Genomic DNA, 17,180 nt, shown 5'->3' on the forward strand with positions numbered 1-17,180 from the left:
GGAGGACGCGAGGAGAGGCGAGGCGAGGACGCGAGGAGAGGCGAGGCGAGGAGCGCGCCGGGCCGCGGGCCTGCGCGATCAGCCGGTCACATTGTCCCACGCGACGGAGGTCGGCCCGAGGAGCGAGCGTCCGCCGGTCGCGATGACCTCTCGGTACCAGGAGAACGAGTCCTTCGGGATCCGGCGCTGGGTCGCGTAATCGACGTAGACGAGCCCGAAGCGATCCTTGTAGCCCTCGGCCCACTCGAAGTTGTCGAGGAGCGACCAGGCCCAGTACCCGACGACCGGGATGCCCTCTCGGACCGCGCGCGCCAGGCCGAGCAGGTACCGGTGCATGACGTCGATGCGCTGCGGATCGTGCACCTTGCCATCGAGGAAGACCTGGTCCCTCGTCGCCAGGCCGTGCTCGGTGATCCCGACCGGCAGCTTGTACCGCTCCCAGAAGTACCTCGATCCCCAGTAGAGCGTGCTGGGGACGATCTGCAGCCAGTCGAGCGTCGCGCGCGGGTAGCCCGGCGGGGAGATGACGCGCTCCGGCCTGCCGTCCTTGCCCTGCCGCCACGTGCCCGACGAGTACATGTTGAGCCCGAGGTAGTCGATCGGCCGCTTGATCTGGTCGAAGTCGCTGGAGGGGAACTCGGGCATATCGGCGCCGAACAGCCGGAGGCCGCTCTCCGGATACTGCCCCTCGAGCACCGGACCGATCCACCAGGCGTTGTTCCACGGGTGCTTCTCGTAGACCGAGAAGATCGCCTCGCGCGCAGCCTCGATATCGGCCGCGTCCTCGGTCGCCGGGCGCTGCACCTGGGTGGCGAGCACGTAGCCGATCTTGGCCGCCTTGACCGCGGCTCGCAGCGCGTCCACCTGCTTGCCGTGGGCCCGCATCTGGTTGTGGGCGGCGGTCAGGTACTCTCGGGGCGGGAGCTTGAGCCCGGGGGCGAAGTTCCCCTCGAGGAGCGCGTTGCCGATGAACGCCTGCGGCTCGTTCTGCGTCACCCACCAGGGCACGCGATCGCCGAGCCGCCTGGCGACGACGGTCGTGTAGTCCGCGAACCAGTCGGCGACGTCGCGCTGGAGGAACCCGCCTCGGTCCTGGAGCGCCTGGGGGAAGTCCCAGTGGAACAGCGTGCACATCGGCACGATGCCGAGGCGGAGCATCTCGTCGACGAGGCGTTCGTAGAAGTCGAGCCCCTTCGGGTTGACCTTGCCCGTGCCCTCCGGGAGGATCCGCGTCCACGAGACGCTGAAGCGGTAGCTCTTGACCCCGAGCTCGGCGAGCAGCCCGAGATCTTCCTTGTAGCGGTGGTAGTGGTCGCAGGCGACGTCTCCGGTGTGCCCTTCGAAGACCTTCCCTGGGGTCCTCGAGAAGACGTCCCACACCGAGAGCCCTCGGCCGTCCTCGCTGGCGGCCCCTTCGATCTGATAGGCCGCGGTGGCCGTGCCCCACAGGAAGTCGGCTGGAAACGGCGCGGCCGTCGCGTCTGCTCGGCCTGCGCCGGCCGAGGCGGCCGGCGCAGCTGGGGGCGCGGAGGCGGGCGAGGCGGGAGAGGCGTTGCTCGCGGAGAGCGACTCGGAAGGATGGAGAGCCATGGAAGGGCATCATCCACGGCGCTCGCGGGACAGCAATGGGTTCGATGCGCGTCGAGGCTCGCGCCGGTCGCTTGACGGCCCAGCATGGCTCGACAACATGGTCGGCATGCTCGCGATCCGACCGAAAACCGCTGGTGGCCCTGAAGTGATGCAGCTGGAGGAGCTCCCCACGCCCGCGCCGGGCCCGGGGGAAGCCGTGGTCCGCGTCGAGGCCGCGGGGGTGAACTTCATCGACATCTACCACCGGACCGGCCTGTACAAGCTCGAGCCGCCTTTCCCGCTCGGCCTCGAGGGCGCGGGGCGCGTCGAGGCGGTGGGGCCGTCGGTCACCGAGGTGAGGGAAGGGGACGAGGTCGCGTGGACCGGCGGCCCCGGCTCGTACGCGACGCACGTCCGGATCCCGGCCGCGAAGCTCGTGCCCGTGCCCGCGGGCGTCGGCCCGAGGCGCGCCGCGGCCGCGATGCTCCAGGGCATCACGGCGCAGTACCTCGTGCGCTCCACGTTCCCGCTCGGTCCGGGCCACACGTGCCTTGTCCACGCGGCCGCGGGCGGGGTCGGCCTCCTCCTCTGTCAGATGGCGAAGCGGCTCGGCGCGCGCGTGATCGGCACCGTCTCGACCGAGGAGAAGGCGCGCCTCGCGCGAGAGGCCGGCGCCGACGAGGTGATCCTCTACACGAAGGCCGATTTCGAGGCCGAGACGCGCCGGCTCACGGGCGGGGCCGGCGTCCACGTCGTCTACGACGGCGTCGGGAGCGACACGTTCGCGAAGGGCCTCGACACGCTCCGCCCGCGCGGCACGATGGTGCTCTTCGGCCAGTCGAGCGGGCCGGTGCCCCCGCTCGATCCGCAGACGCTGACCCAGAAGGGGTCGCTCTACCTCACGCGGCCGAGCCTGGCCCACTACACAGCGACGCGCGAGGAGCTCCTCGAGCGCTCCGCCGACGTGCTCGGCGCGATCGCGCGCGGCGAGCTCACGATCTCGATCGGCGCCACGTACCCGCTCGCCGAGGCGGCGGAGGCGCACCGCGCGCTCGCGGGGCGGGCGACGACGGGGAAGGTGCTGCTCATCCCGTAGCGGGCGGAGCTATCGAGCGGCCTGGCGCGCCGCGCGGACGAGCGATTCGAGGCGCGGAGGAGCAGGGGAGTGCCAGCAATCCCCTGCTCGCGCTCAGGTTTTCTCTGGTTCCCTCTCCGGCGCGCATCCGTGAGCTGCCCGCGAGCGGTCGCCCGCGGATCCGGCCGTTGACCATGTCGCGCTCGGGCCGGTACGCTGCCGGCGCGGAGGCGCACACAGCATGAACGAACGTCGCACGCTTGCTCCCGAGAAGATGTCCGATGCAGTGAAGTCCCAGGTGGCCAGCTTTCACCGGGCCATCGTCGACGAGGTTGCGGAGGCGGTGAGCCGCGACCGGGTGGTCGTCGTCGGGATGGCCCAGAATCCCTTCGTGAAGAAGGCGCGGCGGCTGCTCGACGAAGAGGGCGTGAAATACACCTACCTGGAGTACGGGAGTTACCTCTCCAAGTGGAAGGAGCGGCTCGCCATCAAGCTCTGGGCAGGCTTTCCGACGTTCCCCATGGCGTTCGTCGATGGGGTGCTCGAAGGCGGCTACAGGGAGCTTGTGAAGCTCCGCGAGCAGGGCAAGCTCAAGGGGCAGCCATGAACGGACGCGGCTGACAAATCCCCCATTCTGTTGGCCTTTTTATCGGGAAATTGAACAGGGAGGCGAGGAGACCGGGAGATTGGTGAGATTTCACTCCCCGTCTCCCCGCCTCCCTGTGAATATTCCCGGATATTCGAGGGGATGCTCCAGCCGGCGGGAATGAACGTCGGGCACAGCACGCAGGCCGCCTCGGCCGCGGCGGTGCGACGGCCGCGTGAATCGCCGCGGCCGGACGGCGGTTCCGTGATATGCGGGAGGGCGCGGCGCGCCCTCGCGGCGGTCGCCGCGCTGAGGGAAGGCAGCACGGAGGCACCTCGTGACATCGCTCGGGATCCACGGAAGACGGCGGGATGACGAGGCAGACGCCGCGGCTCGACGGCCGGGAGGCGGCGCGCCGTGAGCTCCTACGCCATCAAGCGGCTGCTCTCCATCATCCCCACGCTCTTCCTCGTCGCCACGCTGGTGTTCGTCCTGGTGCGCATCGTGCCGGGCGGCCCGTTCGACCAGGAGCGGGCCGTGCCCGTCGAGGTCCAGCGGCAGCTCGACGCCAAGTACCACCTGAACGATCCGGTGCTGAAGCAGTATGGCGACTGGCTCTTTGCCCTCGTCACGAAGGGTGATCTGGGCCCGACCTTCAAGTACCCGAACCGCACGGTCAACGAGATCATCGCCCTCAGCTTGCCCGTGTCGATGCAGCTCGGGTTCTGGGCGATGCTCTTCGCCCTCGCGATGGGCATCCCGCTCGGGATCGTCGGCGCGATCCGTCAGAACACCTGGAAGGACACGGCGGCCATGGGGGTCGCCATGGTCGGCCTCAGCGTGCCGCGGTACGTGCTCGCGCCGCTGCTGATGCTCGTCTTCTCGCTCAAGCTCTACTGGTTCCCGGTGGCCCGCTGGGAGACGTGGCGGCACATGGTCCTGCCGGTCATCTGCGCCGGGCTCCCGGTCGCGGCCTACATCGCCCGGCTGACGCGCGGCGGGATGCTCGAGGTGATCCGCTCGGATTTCATCCGCACCGCCCGCGCCAAGGGGCTCTCCGAGCGAAAGGTCGTCCTGAAGCACGCGCTCCGGGGCGGGCTGCTCCCGGTCGTGAGCTTCCTCGGCCCCGGCTTCAGCGGCCTGCTCGTCGGCTCCCTCGTCGTCGAGAAGATCTTCAATATCCCCGGCATGGGCCGCTACTTCGTCGAGGCGGCCACGAACCGCGACTACAACCTCGTGATGGGGGTCATGCTCGTCTACGGCTTCCTGCTCATGCTCTTCAACGCGATCGTCGACGTGGCGTACGCCTTCATCGACCCGCGCGTGGAGCTGCGCTGACCATGCTCCTCGCCGCCCTCCCGCCGGACTCCGCCGCGTCGCCCGCCGCTCCCGGCGATCCGCCCGGCGGCGGCGCGCCGCGCCCGGCCGGCCCGCTGCGGCTCGACGCGCTGGAGCAGGGGTCGAGCCTCGGGCGCGACGCGTGGCGGAGGCTGCGCAAGAACCGCGCTGCGGTCGCCTGCGGCGTCGTGCTCATCGCGATGATCCTCGCCTGCGTCCTCGTCCCCGAGCTGTCGAGCTACCGGTACGACAAGGCCGACCTCAAGCTCGGCGCCCAGCCGCCGTCGCTCGCCCACTGGATGGGCACCGACTACTTCGGCCGCGACCTGATGGCCCGCGTCTTCTTCGGCGGGCGCATCTCGTTCGCCGTCGGCATCGTCGCGACGCTCGTGAGCTTCGTCATCGGCGTGAGCTGGGGCGGCGTCGCCGGCTACTTCGGCGGCAAGGTCGACGCGATCATGATGCGCATCGTGGACGTGCTCTACACGTTCCCGTTCCTCATCCTCGTCATCTTGCTCATGGTCTTCTTCGCGAACGACCAGACGGTCCTCTACCGCGCCTGGAAGGTGGCGCTCGGCCTCTTCGTCAAGGACCCATCGGATCCGAGCTATTTCCCCATCTTCCAGATCGTCGTCGTCTTCGCGGCCCTCGGCGGCATCTCCTGGCTCACGATGGCCCGCATCGTCCGCGGCCAGGTCATCGCGCTGCGCGGCCAGCCGTTCATCGAGTCGGCGCGCTCGATCGGCGTCGGCCACGCCGCGCTGATCTTCCGGCACCTCGTGCCGAACGCGGTCGGCCCGATCATCGTCTATACGACGCTCACCATCCCCGAGGTGATGATGACCGAGGCGTTCCTGAGCTTCCTCGGCCTGGGCACGCAGGAGCCGCTGTCGAGCTGGGGCCTGCTCGCCTCCACCGGCGCCGACGCGATGGACCTCTTCCCCTGGCAGCTCATCTTCCCGGCGCTGATGCTCGCGCTCACGCTGATCTGCTTCAACTTCCTCGGCGACGGGCTCCGCGACGCCCTGGATCCTCGCATCCGGAAGGACTGAAGGGCGGCGCGCCCTCCCTGGAGCGCGCGCCGGCAGGGACCATGCTGCCATGCTGATCGAGGTCAAGAACCTGAAGACCCACTTCTTCACCGAGGAGGGGGTGGTCCGCGCGGTCGACGGCATCTCCTTCAGCCTCGATCGCGGCGAGGTCCTCGGGATCGTCGGCGAGTCCGGCTCGGGCAAGAGCGTGACGAGCCTCTCGCTCCTCCGGCTCATCCCCGACCCGCCGGGCAGGATCGTCGGCGGCCAGATCCTGCTCGAGTCCGAGGGCGGCGTCGTCGAGGACCTCGTGGAGGCGAGCGAGGCGCGGATGGAGCGCGTCCGGGGCGACCGGATCGCGATGATCTTCCAGGACCCGATGACGTCGCTGAACCCCTACCTCCGGGTGAGCGAGCAGCTCATCGAGGTGCTGGAGCTCCACCGCGGCATGGGCCGCGCCGAGGCGCGCCGGCGCAGCGTCGAGATGCTGCAGGCGGTGGGCATCCCCGCGGCGGGGTCGCGGATCGACGACTACCCGCACCAGCTCTCGGGCGGGATGCGGCAGCGCGTGATGATCGCGATGGCGCTCCTGTGCGACCCCGATCTGCTCATCGCCGACGAGCCGACGACGGCGCTCGACGTCACGATCCAGGCGCAGATCCTGGACCTCATCCGCGAGCGGAAGGAGGCGCTCGGCGCGGCCGTCCTCCTCATCACGCACGACCTCGGCGTGGTCGCGAAGATGGCCGACCGCGTGGCGGTCATGTACGCCGGGCGCATCGTCGAGGAGGGCCCCGTCGGCGCCATCTTCCACGCCGCGCGGCACCCGTACACGATCGGCCTGTCGCGCTCGATCCCGCGCCTCGACGACGCGCGCGGCGCGGATCTCGTCCCCATCCCGGGGATGCCGCCCTCGCTCGCGCGCCTCCCGCCGGGCTGCCCGTTCCACCCGCGCTGCGCGCACGCGATCGCGGCGTGCCGGGAGGAGGCGCCGCCGCCGCGCGTCGTCTCGGGCGAGGGCAACAGGAGGGCGCTGCACGTCGTGCGGTGCCACGTCGAGGACGTCGCAGGAAGAGCGCCATGACCACCGCCGCCACACCTCCGCCGCTGCTCTCGGTGCGCGATCTCAAGGTCCACTTCCCGGTGCGGCGCGGCCTGCTCCAGCGGCAGGTCGGCACGGTGCGCGCGGTCGACGGCGTCTCCTTCGACGTCGAGCGCGGCGCGACGCTCGGCCTCGTCGGCGAGTCCGGCTGCGGCAAGTCGACGACGGGCCGGGGGATCCTGCGCCTCGTCCCGCCCACGTCGGGGAGCGTGAAGATCGACGGCCACGAGATCCTGACGCTCGATCCGCGCGCGCTGCGGAAGGCGCGCCGCGAGATGCAGATGATCTTCCAGGACCCGTACGCGAGCCTGAACCCGCGCATGACGGTCTATGACCTCATCGCCGAGCCGCTCACGACCCACGGCCTCGTCTCGTCGCGCGACGAGGCGCTCCGCGAGGTGGCGCGCCTGATGGAGCTCGTGGGGCTCTCGCCCTCGTACATGCGGCGCTATCCGCACGAGTTCTCCGGCGGCCAGCGGCAGAGGATCGGCATCGCCCGCGCGCTCGCCCTGAAGCCGAAGCTCGTGATCGCGGACGAGCCGGTCAGCGCGCTGGACGTGAGCATCCAGGCCCAGATCGTCAACCTGCTCGCGTCGCTCCAGCGCGAGCTCTCGCTCACGTACGTGTTCGTCGCGCACGACCTCGCCGTGGTCCGCCACCTGTCAAGTGAGATTGCAGTGATGTACCTCGGCCGGATCGTGGAGCGTGCTCGTCCAGACGAGCTCTTCCGTTCACCGCAACATCCGTACACGCAGGCCCTGCTGTCGGCGATCCCGATCCCGGATCCCGAGGTGGAGCGGAAGCGCCGCCGCCTGACCCTCGTCGGCGAGGTGCCGAGTCCGCTGAGCCCGCCGTCAGGGTGCCATTTCCACACGCGCTGCCCCTATGCGATGGATCGGTGCAGCGCCCAGGCGCCTCTGCTGGAGGAGCGTCGTCCTGGGCACTGGGCCGCTTGCCATCTCACCGAGTTGCCCACGACACCTACGCATCCGTGATGTGATCCGGCGGCGCGCAATGCCCCACATCGGTTGAGCCCGTTGTCCAGACATGACGGGGAATGTCCGATGACAGGATTTTCCTGACCTATGGGTGCGGCAGGGGGGTTAGGATCCGGGGACCGATGCCGCGAATCTCTGACGCCACGCTTCGCGCCCAGATCCCGACGGCCCTGCTCATCGGCGGCGATCAGGCGTTGCTCCAGCGCTGCCAGACGGCGGCGATGGATGTGGGGATCATCGTCAAGGCGTGCCCGGTATCGATGGCCGCCGCGCTCGCGGAGGAGCGTCGGCCCGTGGTCATCGTGGTCACGTCGCTGACTTACGCGCTCGCTCCCGAGAGGTTCGAGGAGATCGCGCGCGATGTGGTCAGCACGCTCGTGCGGGTCGACGAGGCGATGACGGACGACGAGCTCGGGGCGATGCTGGCCACCGGGGCGCGCGAGAGCCGCAAGCAGCGGTCGCGGCAGCTCACGCCCGGGCGCTACTCGCTGATGCCGGCGGACGAGGGGGCGTCGGTGCCGCGCTCGGAGCGCTTGACCATCGGGGTGATGAAGGCGGACCCGTCGTCGCGGCGCGACCCCGAGGCGACGCCGCTGCCACGCTCGGGGCCGCGCAGCGCGGGCGCGCAGGAGCTCGCGTACCGCGAGCGTGTGGCCGCCGCCGCGGCCGCGCAGCGGCCGGAGCGCTGGGGCGCGGAGGCGCCGGCGGAGACGCCGCACCGCCCGCGCGAGGCGCCCGTGCCGCGCTCGGAGCGCCTTGGGGTCATGGTGGGGCCGCCCTCGTCGCGTTCGCGCGGTGAGCTGCCCGGTCCGACGCCGCTCCCGCCGCCGCCGGCCGGCGCGGCGTACGCGCGCCGGGACACGTCGGCGCCGCTCTCGACGCGAGGGGGCACGCACGCGCGGCAGGAAACGTCCGCGCCGGCATCGCAGGCGGCCGGGGCGTACGCGCGGCGGGACACGCCGGTGGCGGGCTCGCCGCAAGCCGGGGCGTACGTGCGGCGGGACACGCCGCTGGCGGGCTCGCCGCAGGCCGGGGCGTACGCGCGGCGGGAGGCGCAGCCGGCGGCGACAACCGCGCGGCGGGAGTCGCCGGCGCCGCTGTCGCAGCGGGCCGTTCCGAGCTCACGGCATCCGGCCGGGGTGGCGCCGCATCGGGAGGCGCCGCCGGGCACCGCGTATCCGCAGCGGGAGGCGCTCGCGACGGGCTCACAGGACGGCGAGGCGCTCGGCGGCCACGCCACCCCGCCGCCGAGCTCGCATCACGCGCCGCCGAGCTCTCATCGCGCGCCGCCGAGCTCGCATCACGCGCCGCCGAGCTCTCATCGCGCGCCGCCGAGCTCGCATCACGCGCCGCCGAGCTCCCATAGCGCGCCGCCGTCCTCTCGCAGAGCTCAGTTCCACGTCGACATCGCTCTCCTGTTCGATGAGCGAGGTCTGCCGCGCTCCGACCCGCAGGCGAAGTGACGCCTGGTCGAGGCGCGTCGCGCGGCTCGTCCGTCGGCGGGGAGCCTGGAGATCGCCTTGTTCGCGGCGGGCCGCGCCATCCGGGTGACCGGCGGCGCGGCGGAAGCTAAGCTTCGCGCGGCCATGACGACAGGGACGAAGCAGGAGTCGATCCACACGAAGCTCGTTCGCGCGCTCGATCCGGTGCACCTCGAGGTGGAGAACGAGAGCCGCATGCACAGCGTGCCGGCGGGCTCGGAGACCCATTTCAAGGTGCTCGTGGTGAGCGAAGCGTTCCGGGGCCTGAGCCCGCTCGATCGCCACCGTCGCGTCAACGACGTGGTGCGCGAGGAGTTCCGCGCCGGGCTGCACGCCCTGACGATCCGCGCGATGACGCCGGACGAGTGGGAGCGGCAGGGGGGCGCGGACTTCCGCTCTCCCGCGTGCCTGGGCGGCTCCAAGGCGGCGCCGGAGCCCGGCGCGAAGTCGGGTTGAGCGGCGAGGCGCGCATGGAGCTCGTCGTCGCGCTCGTCTCGGATCTGCACTTCGGCCCGGAGGCCTCGTTCGGGGGCAAGCTGCGCAAGCTCACCGGCGAGGCGCCCGCGCTGGCGCGCGCCTTCGTGAGGCGAATGAACGAGATCACCCGGCCCGATCTCGTCGTGAACCTGGGCGACGACATCGAGGACGAGGGGCCCGAGGCCGACCGGGAGCGCTACGGCGCCTGCATGGCCGCGCTCAGCGGCCTGAAGGCCGAGCTCTTCCACGTCGCCGGCAACCACGACGTCGTCCACCTGAGCGAGGCCGAGCTGCTGGCCGCCTGGGGCAGGCCCGAGGTGACGCGGCTCCACTACTCCTTCGATCGCGGCGGCTTCCATTTCACGGTCCTCCACACGCGCGAGCGCAAGGATCACGACATCTCGATCGGGCCAGAGCAGCTCGCCTGGCTCGGCGAGGACCTCGCGGCGTCCTCGCTGCCCAAGATCGTGCTGATGCACCACAGCGCGGCCGATCAGGATCTCCGGGGCAACCGCTGGTTCGAGGGGAGCCCGCACATCTGCCTCGTGCGCGAGCGGCGCGCGATGCGGAAGCTCTTCGAGGAGCACGGCGTGCTCGCCGTCTTCAACGGCCACCTGCACTGGAACCACCTCGACGTGATCCGCGGCATCCCGTACGTGACGCTCCAGAGCCTGATCGAGAACCTCGACGACGACGCGCCGGGCCGCCCCGCGGCGGCGCACGCGGTCGTGCGGCTCGGACCGAAGCGCATCGTGGTGGAGATCGAGGGCGCCGAGCGGGCGCGGTACCAGTTCGACCGCAGGTAGGGGCGGCGAGCGCCCGATTCGGTCGTCGATGTCCGATGTCGAGGATCGGTTTCGCCACACGATGTGTGGCGGTACGGATCATACCTTGATGCTCCAGAACGTCGGTTATCACCTACCGGGGCGATATCCCGAGACAACACGACATCCATTGCGGGGAGAAAGGAGCGGAGTGTCCCGCTGAGGACACAGGGACGGCTCGCGGGAGCGCCGAGCGTCCGCGGATCGCGCTCTCGGCCAGCGTCCTCGCGCCGCGGAGCGCGCGACGTCAGGCGGTGGTCGGCGGGAGCGGCAGCACGCGCTCCACGAGGTACCGCAGGATGTCCTGCGGGGTGATGATCCCGACGAGGCGCCCCTCGCGCACCACCGGCAGGTGGTGGATCCGGTTCGCGCGCAGCAGGGTCATCACCTCGTCCGTGGGCATGAACTCGTCCACGCAGATGGGCGGGGTGCTCATCACGTCGGCGGCCGTCATGCCCTCGTACTCTTTGCGCAGGAGCACGCCCAGGAGATCCGTCTCGCTGACGAACCCGACGATGCGGTGCCCCTCGTCGATGACCGGCGCGCCGCTCAGGTGATGGCTGGCGAACAGCTGCAACATGTCGATGACCGCCGTGCCCTGCTCCAAAGCGATCACGCGCTCGGTCATCAGATTGCGCGCATGGCCCTTCATGGTCTGGGGCATGTAATGATCAAGGCGCGGCGGCGTCAAGGGCGCACCGACGCACCGCGCAGCCCGTCCAGTCGCCGTCCGCCCAGACAACGCCCGCCCAGCCGACGGCATCCGTCGAGCGACCGCTGCGGACGGCCACGGGGCGCAGCGCACCTGCCGGATCGGTCGAGCTCAGCGCCGCCCTCGCGGACCGGCGGCCGGCGGGCCCGCCGGGGGAGCCCAGGAAGTCGACCGCGCGGCCTGCGGCCCGAGAGGCGCAGGTCCAGACGGCGTGATCCGCTCCGATGGATCGATCGCGCCGAGCGCCTCTCGGCAGGAAGGTGGACTGGAAGCAGGAAGGTGGACTGTCAGGCAACAGACCTCCGTATCACCGCGCCGCTCTTCGGCTTACCTACATCACACCTCGAGCTCGCCCCATCGCTCCTCCGTCCCCGGTGCCAGCATCGCTGTCCATGATGCCTTGGACAGAGCGGGAGTCTCGCGCCGACAGAGCGATCGCACCTCGACACAAAAAAAGAGAGCGTTGCGTGCGTGTCGGTCTTTGCCATGCGGGTTATCAGTGACATCCTTCCATTTGTCGCTGTAGCGGAGATGGCCGCACCGGCCGCCCCGACTCGCAGGCTTCTTCGCAGCTCGTGCATTTGAACAAGATCTCGCACCGGTGTTCGATGCGCGTACCCCCTTGGCCCGCGCCTCGGCGCCCGGTCGCTTCGGGAGCTCGTGGGCCAAGCGCTCATGGGCCTCCCAGGGGGGCATTATCCATGGAGCACTCGCAGAAGCTGGCTGCACTCATCCTGGTCGTCGCCGCGCTCTTCGCGAGCGCGTGCGCGGTGCCGCTCGATCCGGAGGCTCCGGCCGACGAGGCTGGGGACGCCGCGTCGCAGGCCGCCGGGACGCACAACGCGCTGACGTCGAACGCGCTGACGTCGAACGCGCTCACCGCCGAGGCGCTGACGTCGAAAGCGCTGACATCGAACGCGCTCACCGCCGAGGCGCTCTCGGGCAATCCGCACACGGCCGAGGCGCTCCGCGACCCGGCCGCGCGCACCCTGCTCAAGTACATCGCGGGCTGCGCGCTGCCCGCGGGCGACGGATTCACCATCGCCGTCGACGGCGACGAGTTCTCCTTCGAAGGGGAGCTCGGCCTCGCGGCGAGCTGGGGCGAGGAGGGCGGCGCGTGCGACGGCGCGTGCCGGTCCTGGGTCAGCGGCTGCGTCCTCGCCCGCGTCAACTATCTCGGGCGGAAGGTGAGCATCTCCGTCCGCGGAGATCGCGCGGAGCTCCTGGCCGACAAGGTCGAGCGCACGGCGTACCCGAGGCGCGAGGCCGCCTACTACGGCGACATCTTCGCGCAGGAGCCCCGCTATTTCGCGTGCCTCCCGCCCGAGACGTCGGCGCTCACGCGCGCGTGCGGGCCCTCGCTCGAGACGTGCGCGATCCAGGTCGCCGGCTCGTGCGACAGCCTGTGCGACGACGCGAACAGCGACGGGAGCTTCCCGAACTGCCGCGGCAAGGTCCTTACCCGGTCGGGCAAGCTCATCGTCGAAAAGACGCCGCACCCCGGCTCAATCACCGTGTTCCTGCGCTGACGTGGGCCACGCGGAGGTCATCGCGGGGCGCTTCGTGGTGGAAGGCGAGGCCGCCTCCGGAGGGATGGGCACCGTCTACAAGGCCCACGACCGCCTCGGCGGCGAGGCGGTCGCCCTCAAGATCGTCCGCCTGAGGAACGAGGTCCAGATCGAGCGGTTCGAGCGGGAGGCGGCGCTCCTCGCCGCGCTCGTCCACCCGGGCATCGTGCGCTACGTCGCGCACGGCAGCACGCCGCAAGGCGATCGCTACCTCGCCATGGAGTGGCTCGACGGCGAGGACCTGGCCGCGCGCCTCGACCGCGGCGTCCTGCCGGCGAGCGAGGGCCTCGTGCTCGTGCGCCGGGCCGCCGACGCCCTCGCGTTCGCGCACGCGCGCGGCATCGTCCACCGCGACATCAAGCCGAGCAACCTCTTCCTCCCTGGCGGGGACGCCGGGCGGGTCAAGCTCGTCGACTTCGGCATCGCGCGGCCGAGCGCCGACGCGGGGCGCGTCACCGTCACCGGCGGCGTCCTCGGCACGCCGGGATACATGGCCCCGGAGCAGGTCGAGGGGCACAGCGCGCCCGATCCGCGCAGCGACGTGTTCTCGCTCGGGTGCGTCCTGTTCGAGTGCCTCGCCGGCCACCCCGCCTTCGCGGGCGCGAGCCCGATGGCCGCGCTCAGCAGGGTGCTCCTGATGAACCCGCCCCGCCTCCGCGACGTGCGCGCGGACGCGCCTGCCCCCCTCGACGAGCTCGTCGCGCGCATGCTCTCCAGGAAGCCCGGCGACCGCCCGCGAGACGGCGCCGAGGTCGCGGCAGAGCTCGACCGGATCGCCGCGATGGGGGGCGCGTGGACCGCGCGGCCCGACGCGCCGACGCTCGCGGGGGGCACGCCGCTCGACGCGACGGACGGCGCGCCGGCCCACGGCCTCGGCCCGCGCGACCGCGCCGCCCTCACGCTGGGCGAGCAGCGCGTCGTGAGCCTCATCTTCCTCGGCGAGGCCGGCCACGGCGCGGCCCGGGCGCCGCTGCTGGCCTCGCAGGCCCCGGAGGCCCTCGGCGCGCGGCCGCCCGCGTCGAGGCGGTCGCAGCCGCCCGCGTCGAGGCGGTCGCAGCCGCCCGCGTCGAGCAGGTTGCAGCCGCCCGCGTCGAGCAGGTTGCAGCCGCCGCCCGGCTCGATCAGGCCGCAGGCGCCCACGTCGAGCGCGCGGGCCGCAGAGATCCGCTCGCTCGTCGAGCTCCACGGCGGCAGGCTCACCCAGCTCGCCCCGGGCGTGGAGCTCGTCATGATGTCCGGCTCCGGCAGCGCCGTGGATCGCGCGGAGCGCGCCGCCCAGTGCGCGCTCGCCCTCCGCGCCGAGCTGCCCGGCGCACCGCTCTGCGTCATCACGGGGCGGGGCGTCTTCTCCGCGGGCCTCGCCGAGGGCGACGTCATCGACCGCGGCCTCGCCGAGCTCCGCGCGACGCCCCCCGGCGTCGTGCGCATCGACGGCGCGACCGCCGACATGCTCGGCGCGCGCTTCGTCGTCGCGCGCGCCGCCTCCTCCGCGCCGGGCGGGCCGCTCGTCCTCTACGGCGAGCGCGCCGTGGACGAGGTCGCCCCCGCGTTGCTCGGGAAGCGCACCCCGTGCGTCGGCCGCGCCCGCGAGCTCTCGATGCTCCACGGCGTGCTCACCGGCTGCATCTCCGAGTCGCTCGCGAGCGCGGTGCTCGTCCTCGGGCCGCCCGGCGCCGGCAAGTCGCGGCTCCGCCTGGAGCTCTTCGCCGCCCTGCGGCAGCGGGACGAGCCGATCGAGATCCTCTGGGGCCGCGCCGATTCGGGCTCGCCCGGCTCGCCGTTCGGCATGATCGCGGACGTGCTCTGCCGGGCCGCCGGCCTTCGCGCGCGCGACCCGGCGTGGGCGCGGCAGCGCAAGCTGAAGCAGCGGCTCGGGCGGCACCTGAGCGGCCCGGCGCTCGATCGCGCCGCGGCGTTCCTCGGCGAGATCGCCGGCGCGCCGTCGACGGAGCACGCCCGCATGGTGCGGGCGGCGCGCCAGAGCGCCGCCGGCATGAGCGACGGCGTGGGGGCCGCGTGGGAGGACTGGCTCGCCGCCGAGTGCGCCGCGCGCCCCGTGCTCCTCGCGCTCGAGGACCTGCATTGGGGCGACGCCGCCACCGTGCGCCTGCTCGACGCGACGCTGCGGAACCTCCGCGAGCTCCCGCTCGTCCTGCTCGCGCTCGCGCGCCCCGACGTCCACCGGCAGTTCCCGAGCCTGTGGGCCGAGCGCGAGGTGCAGACGATCAAGCTCGGCCCGCTGCCGCGGCGCGCGAGCGCGGAGCTCGTGCGCGCCGCGCTCGGCGAGACGATGTCCGAGGCCGTTGTCGCGCACCTCGTCGAGCGCGCCGGCGGCAACCCGTTCTACCTGGAAGAGCTCATCCGGGCGGTGGCGAGCGGCAAGGAGGAGCTCCTGCCCGACTCGGTGCTCGGCACCGTCGAGGCGCGGCTCGACGCGGAGGGCAACGAGGGCAAGCGCGTGCTCCGGGCGGCCAGCATCTTCGGCGATCGCTTCTCGAAGCGCGGCGTCGCGGCGCTGCTCGGGGGCGAGGAGCGCCTCGCCGACGTGGAGGCCTGGCTGACGGCGCTCGCCGACCGCGAGCTCGTCGCGCCGGCCTCGGCGTCGGCGGGCCTCGCCGAGGCCGCCGACTACGTCTTTCGCCACACGCTCGTCCGCGAGGCCGCGTACGCCATGCTGACCGAGCGCGATCGCGCCCTCGGCCACCGGCTCGCGGGCGCGTGGCTCGAGCGGAGCGCCGCCGCCGATCCGCGGGGCGTGGCCGAGCACTTCCGCCGTGGCGGCGAGCCCGGCCGCGCCGTGCGCTGGTACCGGCGCGCGGCCGAGCAGTCGCTCGAGGCGAACGATCTGCGCGCCGCGATCGAGCGCGCCGCGTGCGGCGAGGCGTGCGGCGCCGAGGGCGAGGATCTCGGCGCGCTCCGGCTGGTCGCGGCCGAGGCCAACGTCTGGACGGGCGATCTCGCGGCCGCCGAGGAGCTGGGCGCGTCCGCGGCGGAGCTGCTCCCCGCCGGCTGCCCCGGGTGGTTCCGGGCGGTCACCCAGATCGCCGCCGCGGCCGGGAAGCTCGGCGCCGTCGACCGCGTGGCGCGGTGGGCCGCCGTCGCCGAGGGGATGTCCCCGGGGCCGCCGTCCGCCGCGTCGGCGGGGCCGCCGTCCGCCGCGTCCGCGGGGCCGCTGTCCGCCGCGCCCGGGGCGCTGTCCTCCGGCGCGGCGGCCCTGCGCCGCGCCCGGATCGCGTGCTTCTGCGAGCTCGGCGCGCAGCTCGTCTTCGGCGGCCGCTACGCCGAGGCCGACGCGCTGCTCGCGCGCATCGACGAGGACCTCCGCGCGCTTCCGCCTCCGGACGCCGAGCTCGTCGCGATGGCGCAGCAGCTCCGCGCGATCCGCGCCTCGGCCGGCGGCGATCCCGAGGCGTGCCTTGAGGGCCTGGAGGCGGCGCTCGCGGCCTTCGAGCAGGCCGGGGACAGGCGCAGCGCGTGCGTGATCGGCGCGAACCTCGGCTTCATCTATGCCGAGCTGGGCGAGCTCGGGGCGGCAGAATCGGCCCTGCGCGCCGCCCTGGAGGCCGCCGACCGGATGGGGCTGCGCGAGCTCGAGACGGTGGCGCTCCACAACCTCGGCCACGCGCTCGGGCAGCTCGGCAAGCTCGACGAGGCGCAGCTCGTCGAGCGGCGCGCGGTGGAGGCGTTCCACCAGCGGGGCGATCTCCGCATGGAGGGCGTGGCGCGGACGTACCTCGCGAAGATCGCGCTGCTCTCGGGCGACGCCGCGACCGCCGAGCGGGAGGCGCGCGCGGCCGAGGCGGCGCTGCACGTGGCCCCGCGGCTGCGTGCGCCCGCCGTGGCCGTGCGCGCGCGGGCGCTGCTCGCCGCGGGCGAGGTCGCGGCGGCGCTCGCCGCGGCGAAGGCGGCGTTCGGCGAGCTCGCGGCGCTCGGATCTCTGGAAGAAGGCGAGTCGCTCGTGCGGCTCGCCTACGCCGAGGCGCTCGACGCGTCCGGCGCCCACGGCGAGGCGTCCGCGGTGCTCTCGGAGGCCAGGGAGCTCCTGCTCGCGCGGGCGCGGCGGATCGCGGACCCGCGGCGGCGCGAGCGGTTCCTGACGGCGGTGCCCGAGAACGCGCGCATCGTCCTCGGCGCCCCGGCGACCTCCTAGCCGCCCCGAGGGGGCGCCCTCCGCCCCGTCCGTCCGTATTCCCCCGGGCCTCGCGGCCACATGGGCGGTTGGGCGTCGCAGCGCTGATGGCCTGTCGCTCCGCCTGGACCAACGTGACTCGTGAAGGGGAGGACACCGGCCTGCCGATTGTCCAGGGTAGGCGACGTGCTTGTTGCGCTGAGAGCCTGTGAGTTCCGCTTGATTCGAATTAAAAAAATACTCTATCAGAGGTGACAGGTGATCAGACGAGCTCATTCCTCCAGCACACG

Annotated in this window: 13 protein-coding genes; 11 read left to right on the forward strand and 2 right to left on the reverse strand. The window is 72.4% G+C overall.

Annotation, left to right across the window (positions count from 1 at the left end):
* Window positions 1-78 precede the first annotated feature (78 nt).
* Window positions 79-1,590, reverse strand: a complete 1,512-nt coding sequence (locus WME90_RS17990; protein WP_437282376.1) for a GH1 family beta-glucosidase — start codon at window positions 1,588-1,590, stop codon at window positions 79-81.
* A gap of 106 nt (window positions 1,591-1,696) precedes the next feature.
* On the opposite strand from WME90_RS17990, the gene WME90_RS17995 reads away from it, so the two are divergent.
* From WME90_RS17995 to WME90_RS18035, 9 genes are all read left to right on the forward strand, one after another.
* Window positions 1,697-2,665 carry a quinone oxidoreductase family protein gene (locus WME90_RS17995; RefSeq protein ID WP_437282377.1) on the forward strand — a complete coding sequence of 323 codons (969 nt, stop codon included), beginning with the start codon at window positions 1,697-1,699 and terminating at the stop codon, window positions 2,663-2,665.
* A 220-nt stretch (window positions 2,666-2,885) separates the two neighbouring features.
* Entirely contained in the window at window positions 2,886-3,251 is a 366-nt protein-coding gene (locus WME90_RS18000; protein ID WP_437282378.1) for a glutaredoxin domain-containing protein, read from the forward strand.
* Between the two features lie 396 nt (window positions 3,252-3,647).
* Window positions 3,648-4,568 carry an ABC transporter permease gene (locus tag WME90_RS18005; protein ID WP_437282379.1) on the forward strand — a complete coding sequence of 307 codons (921 nt, stop codon included), beginning with the start codon at window positions 3,648-3,650 and terminating at the stop codon, window positions 4,566-4,568.
* 2 nt (window positions 4,569-4,570) lie between these two features.
* A complete protein-coding gene (locus tag WME90_RS18010; RefSeq protein WP_437282380.1) occupies window positions 4,571-5,620 on the forward strand; it encodes an ABC transporter permease in 1,050 nt (349 codons plus the stop codon).
* A 49-nt stretch (window positions 5,621-5,669) separates the two neighbouring features.
* Window positions 5,670-6,683 carry an ABC transporter ATP-binding protein gene (locus WME90_RS18015; RefSeq protein WP_437282381.1) on the forward strand — a complete coding sequence of 338 codons (1,014 nt, stop codon included), beginning with the start codon at window positions 5,670-5,672 and terminating at the stop codon, window positions 6,681-6,683.
* A complete protein-coding gene (locus tag WME90_RS18020) occupies window positions 6,680-7,696 on the forward strand; it encodes an ABC transporter ATP-binding protein (protein WP_437282382.1) in 1,017 nt (338 codons plus the stop codon). The genes WME90_RS18015 and WME90_RS18020 overlap by 4 nt, the downstream gene beginning before the upstream one ends.
* Before the next feature lie 125 nt (window positions 7,697-7,821).
* Window positions 7,822-9,162, forward strand: coding sequence for a hypothetical protein (locus WME90_RS18025; RefSeq protein WP_437282383.1), 1,341 nt, complete (start codon window positions 7,822-7,824; stop codon window positions 9,160-9,162).
* Window positions 9,163-9,285: 123 nt separating this feature from the next.
* Window positions 9,286-9,636, forward strand: a complete 351-nt coding sequence (locus WME90_RS18030; RefSeq protein WP_437282384.1) for a BolA family protein — start codon at window positions 9,286-9,288, stop codon at window positions 9,634-9,636.
* Window positions 9,637-9,650: 14 nt separating this feature from the next.
* The gene (locus WME90_RS18035; protein ID WP_437282385.1) at window positions 9,651-10,463 is read left to right on the forward strand and encodes a metallophosphoesterase family protein; all 813 of its coding nucleotides are present in this window, start codon (window positions 9,651-9,653) and stop codon (window positions 10,461-10,463) included.
* Between the two features lie 265 nt (window positions 10,464-10,728).
* On the opposite strand, the gene WME90_RS18040 is transcribed toward WME90_RS18035, so the two are convergent.
* Entirely contained in the window at window positions 10,729-11,145 is a 417-nt protein-coding gene (locus tag WME90_RS18040) for a CBS domain-containing protein (protein ID WP_437282386.1), read from the reverse strand.
* Between the two features lie 749 nt (window positions 11,146-11,894).
* Here WME90_RS18040 and WME90_RS18045 point away from each other — a divergent pair.
* Together WME90_RS18045 and WME90_RS18050 are read left to right on the forward strand one after the other, a co-directional pair.
* Window positions 11,895-12,722, forward strand: coding sequence for a hypothetical protein (locus WME90_RS18045; RefSeq protein WP_437282387.1), 828 nt, complete (start codon window positions 11,895-11,897; stop codon window positions 12,720-12,722).
* Window position 12,723: 1 nt separating this feature from the next.
* The gene (locus WME90_RS18050; protein ID WP_437282388.1) at window positions 12,724-16,911 is read left to right on the forward strand and encodes a serine/threonine-protein kinase; all 4,188 of its coding nucleotides are present in this window, start codon (window positions 12,724-12,726) and stop codon (window positions 16,909-16,911) included.
* The last annotated feature ends 269 nt before the right edge of the window (window positions 16,912-17,180 follow it).

It is taken from the genome of Sorangium sp. So ce375 (assembly GCF_051473855.1).
Classification (GTDB): Bacteria; Myxococcota_A; Polyangia; order Polyangiales; family Polyangiaceae; genus Sorangium.

Bases quoted from the DNA above. Each gene is read 5' to 3' on its own strand.
- WME90_RS17990 (WP_437282376.1), bottom strand. From the start codon at position 1,590: ATGGCTCTCCATCCTTCCGAGTCGCTCTCCGCGAGCAACGCCTCTCCC.
- WME90_RS18025 (WP_437282383.1), top strand. From the start codon at position 7,822: ATGCCGCGAATCTCTGACGCCACGCTTCGCGCCCAGATCCCGACGGCC.
- WME90_RS18000 (WP_437282378.1), top strand. From the start codon at position 2,886: ATGAACGAACGTCGCACGCTTGCTCCCGAGAAGATGTCCGATGCAGTG.
- WME90_RS18045 (WP_437282387.1), top strand. From the start codon at position 11,895: ATGGAGCACTCGCAGAAGCTGGCTGCACTCATCCTGGTCGTCGCCGCG.
- WME90_RS18020 (WP_437282382.1), top strand. From the start codon at position 6,680: ATGACCACCGCCGCCACACCTCCGCCGCTGCTCTCGGTGCGCGATCTC.
- WME90_RS18035 (WP_437282385.1), top strand. From the start codon at position 9,651: ATGGAGCTCGTCGTCGCGCTCGTCTCGGATCTGCACTTCGGCCCGGAG.
- WME90_RS17995 (WP_437282377.1), top strand. From the start codon at position 1,697: ATGCTCGCGATCCGACCGAAAACCGCTGGTGGCCCTGAAGTGATGCAG.
- WME90_RS18030 (WP_437282384.1), top strand. From the start codon at position 9,286: ATGACGACAGGGACGAAGCAGGAGTCGATCCACACGAAGCTCGTTCGC.
- WME90_RS18040 (WP_437282386.1), bottom strand. From the start codon at position 11,145: ATGCCCCAGACCATGAAGGGCCATGCGCGCAATCTGATGACCGAGCGC.
- WME90_RS18015 (WP_437282381.1), top strand. From the start codon at position 5,670: ATGCTGATCGAGGTCAAGAACCTGAAGACCCACTTCTTCACCGAGGAG.
- WME90_RS18010 (WP_437282380.1), top strand. From the start codon at position 4,571: ATGCTCCTCGCCGCCCTCCCGCCGGACTCCGCCGCGTCGCCCGCCGCT.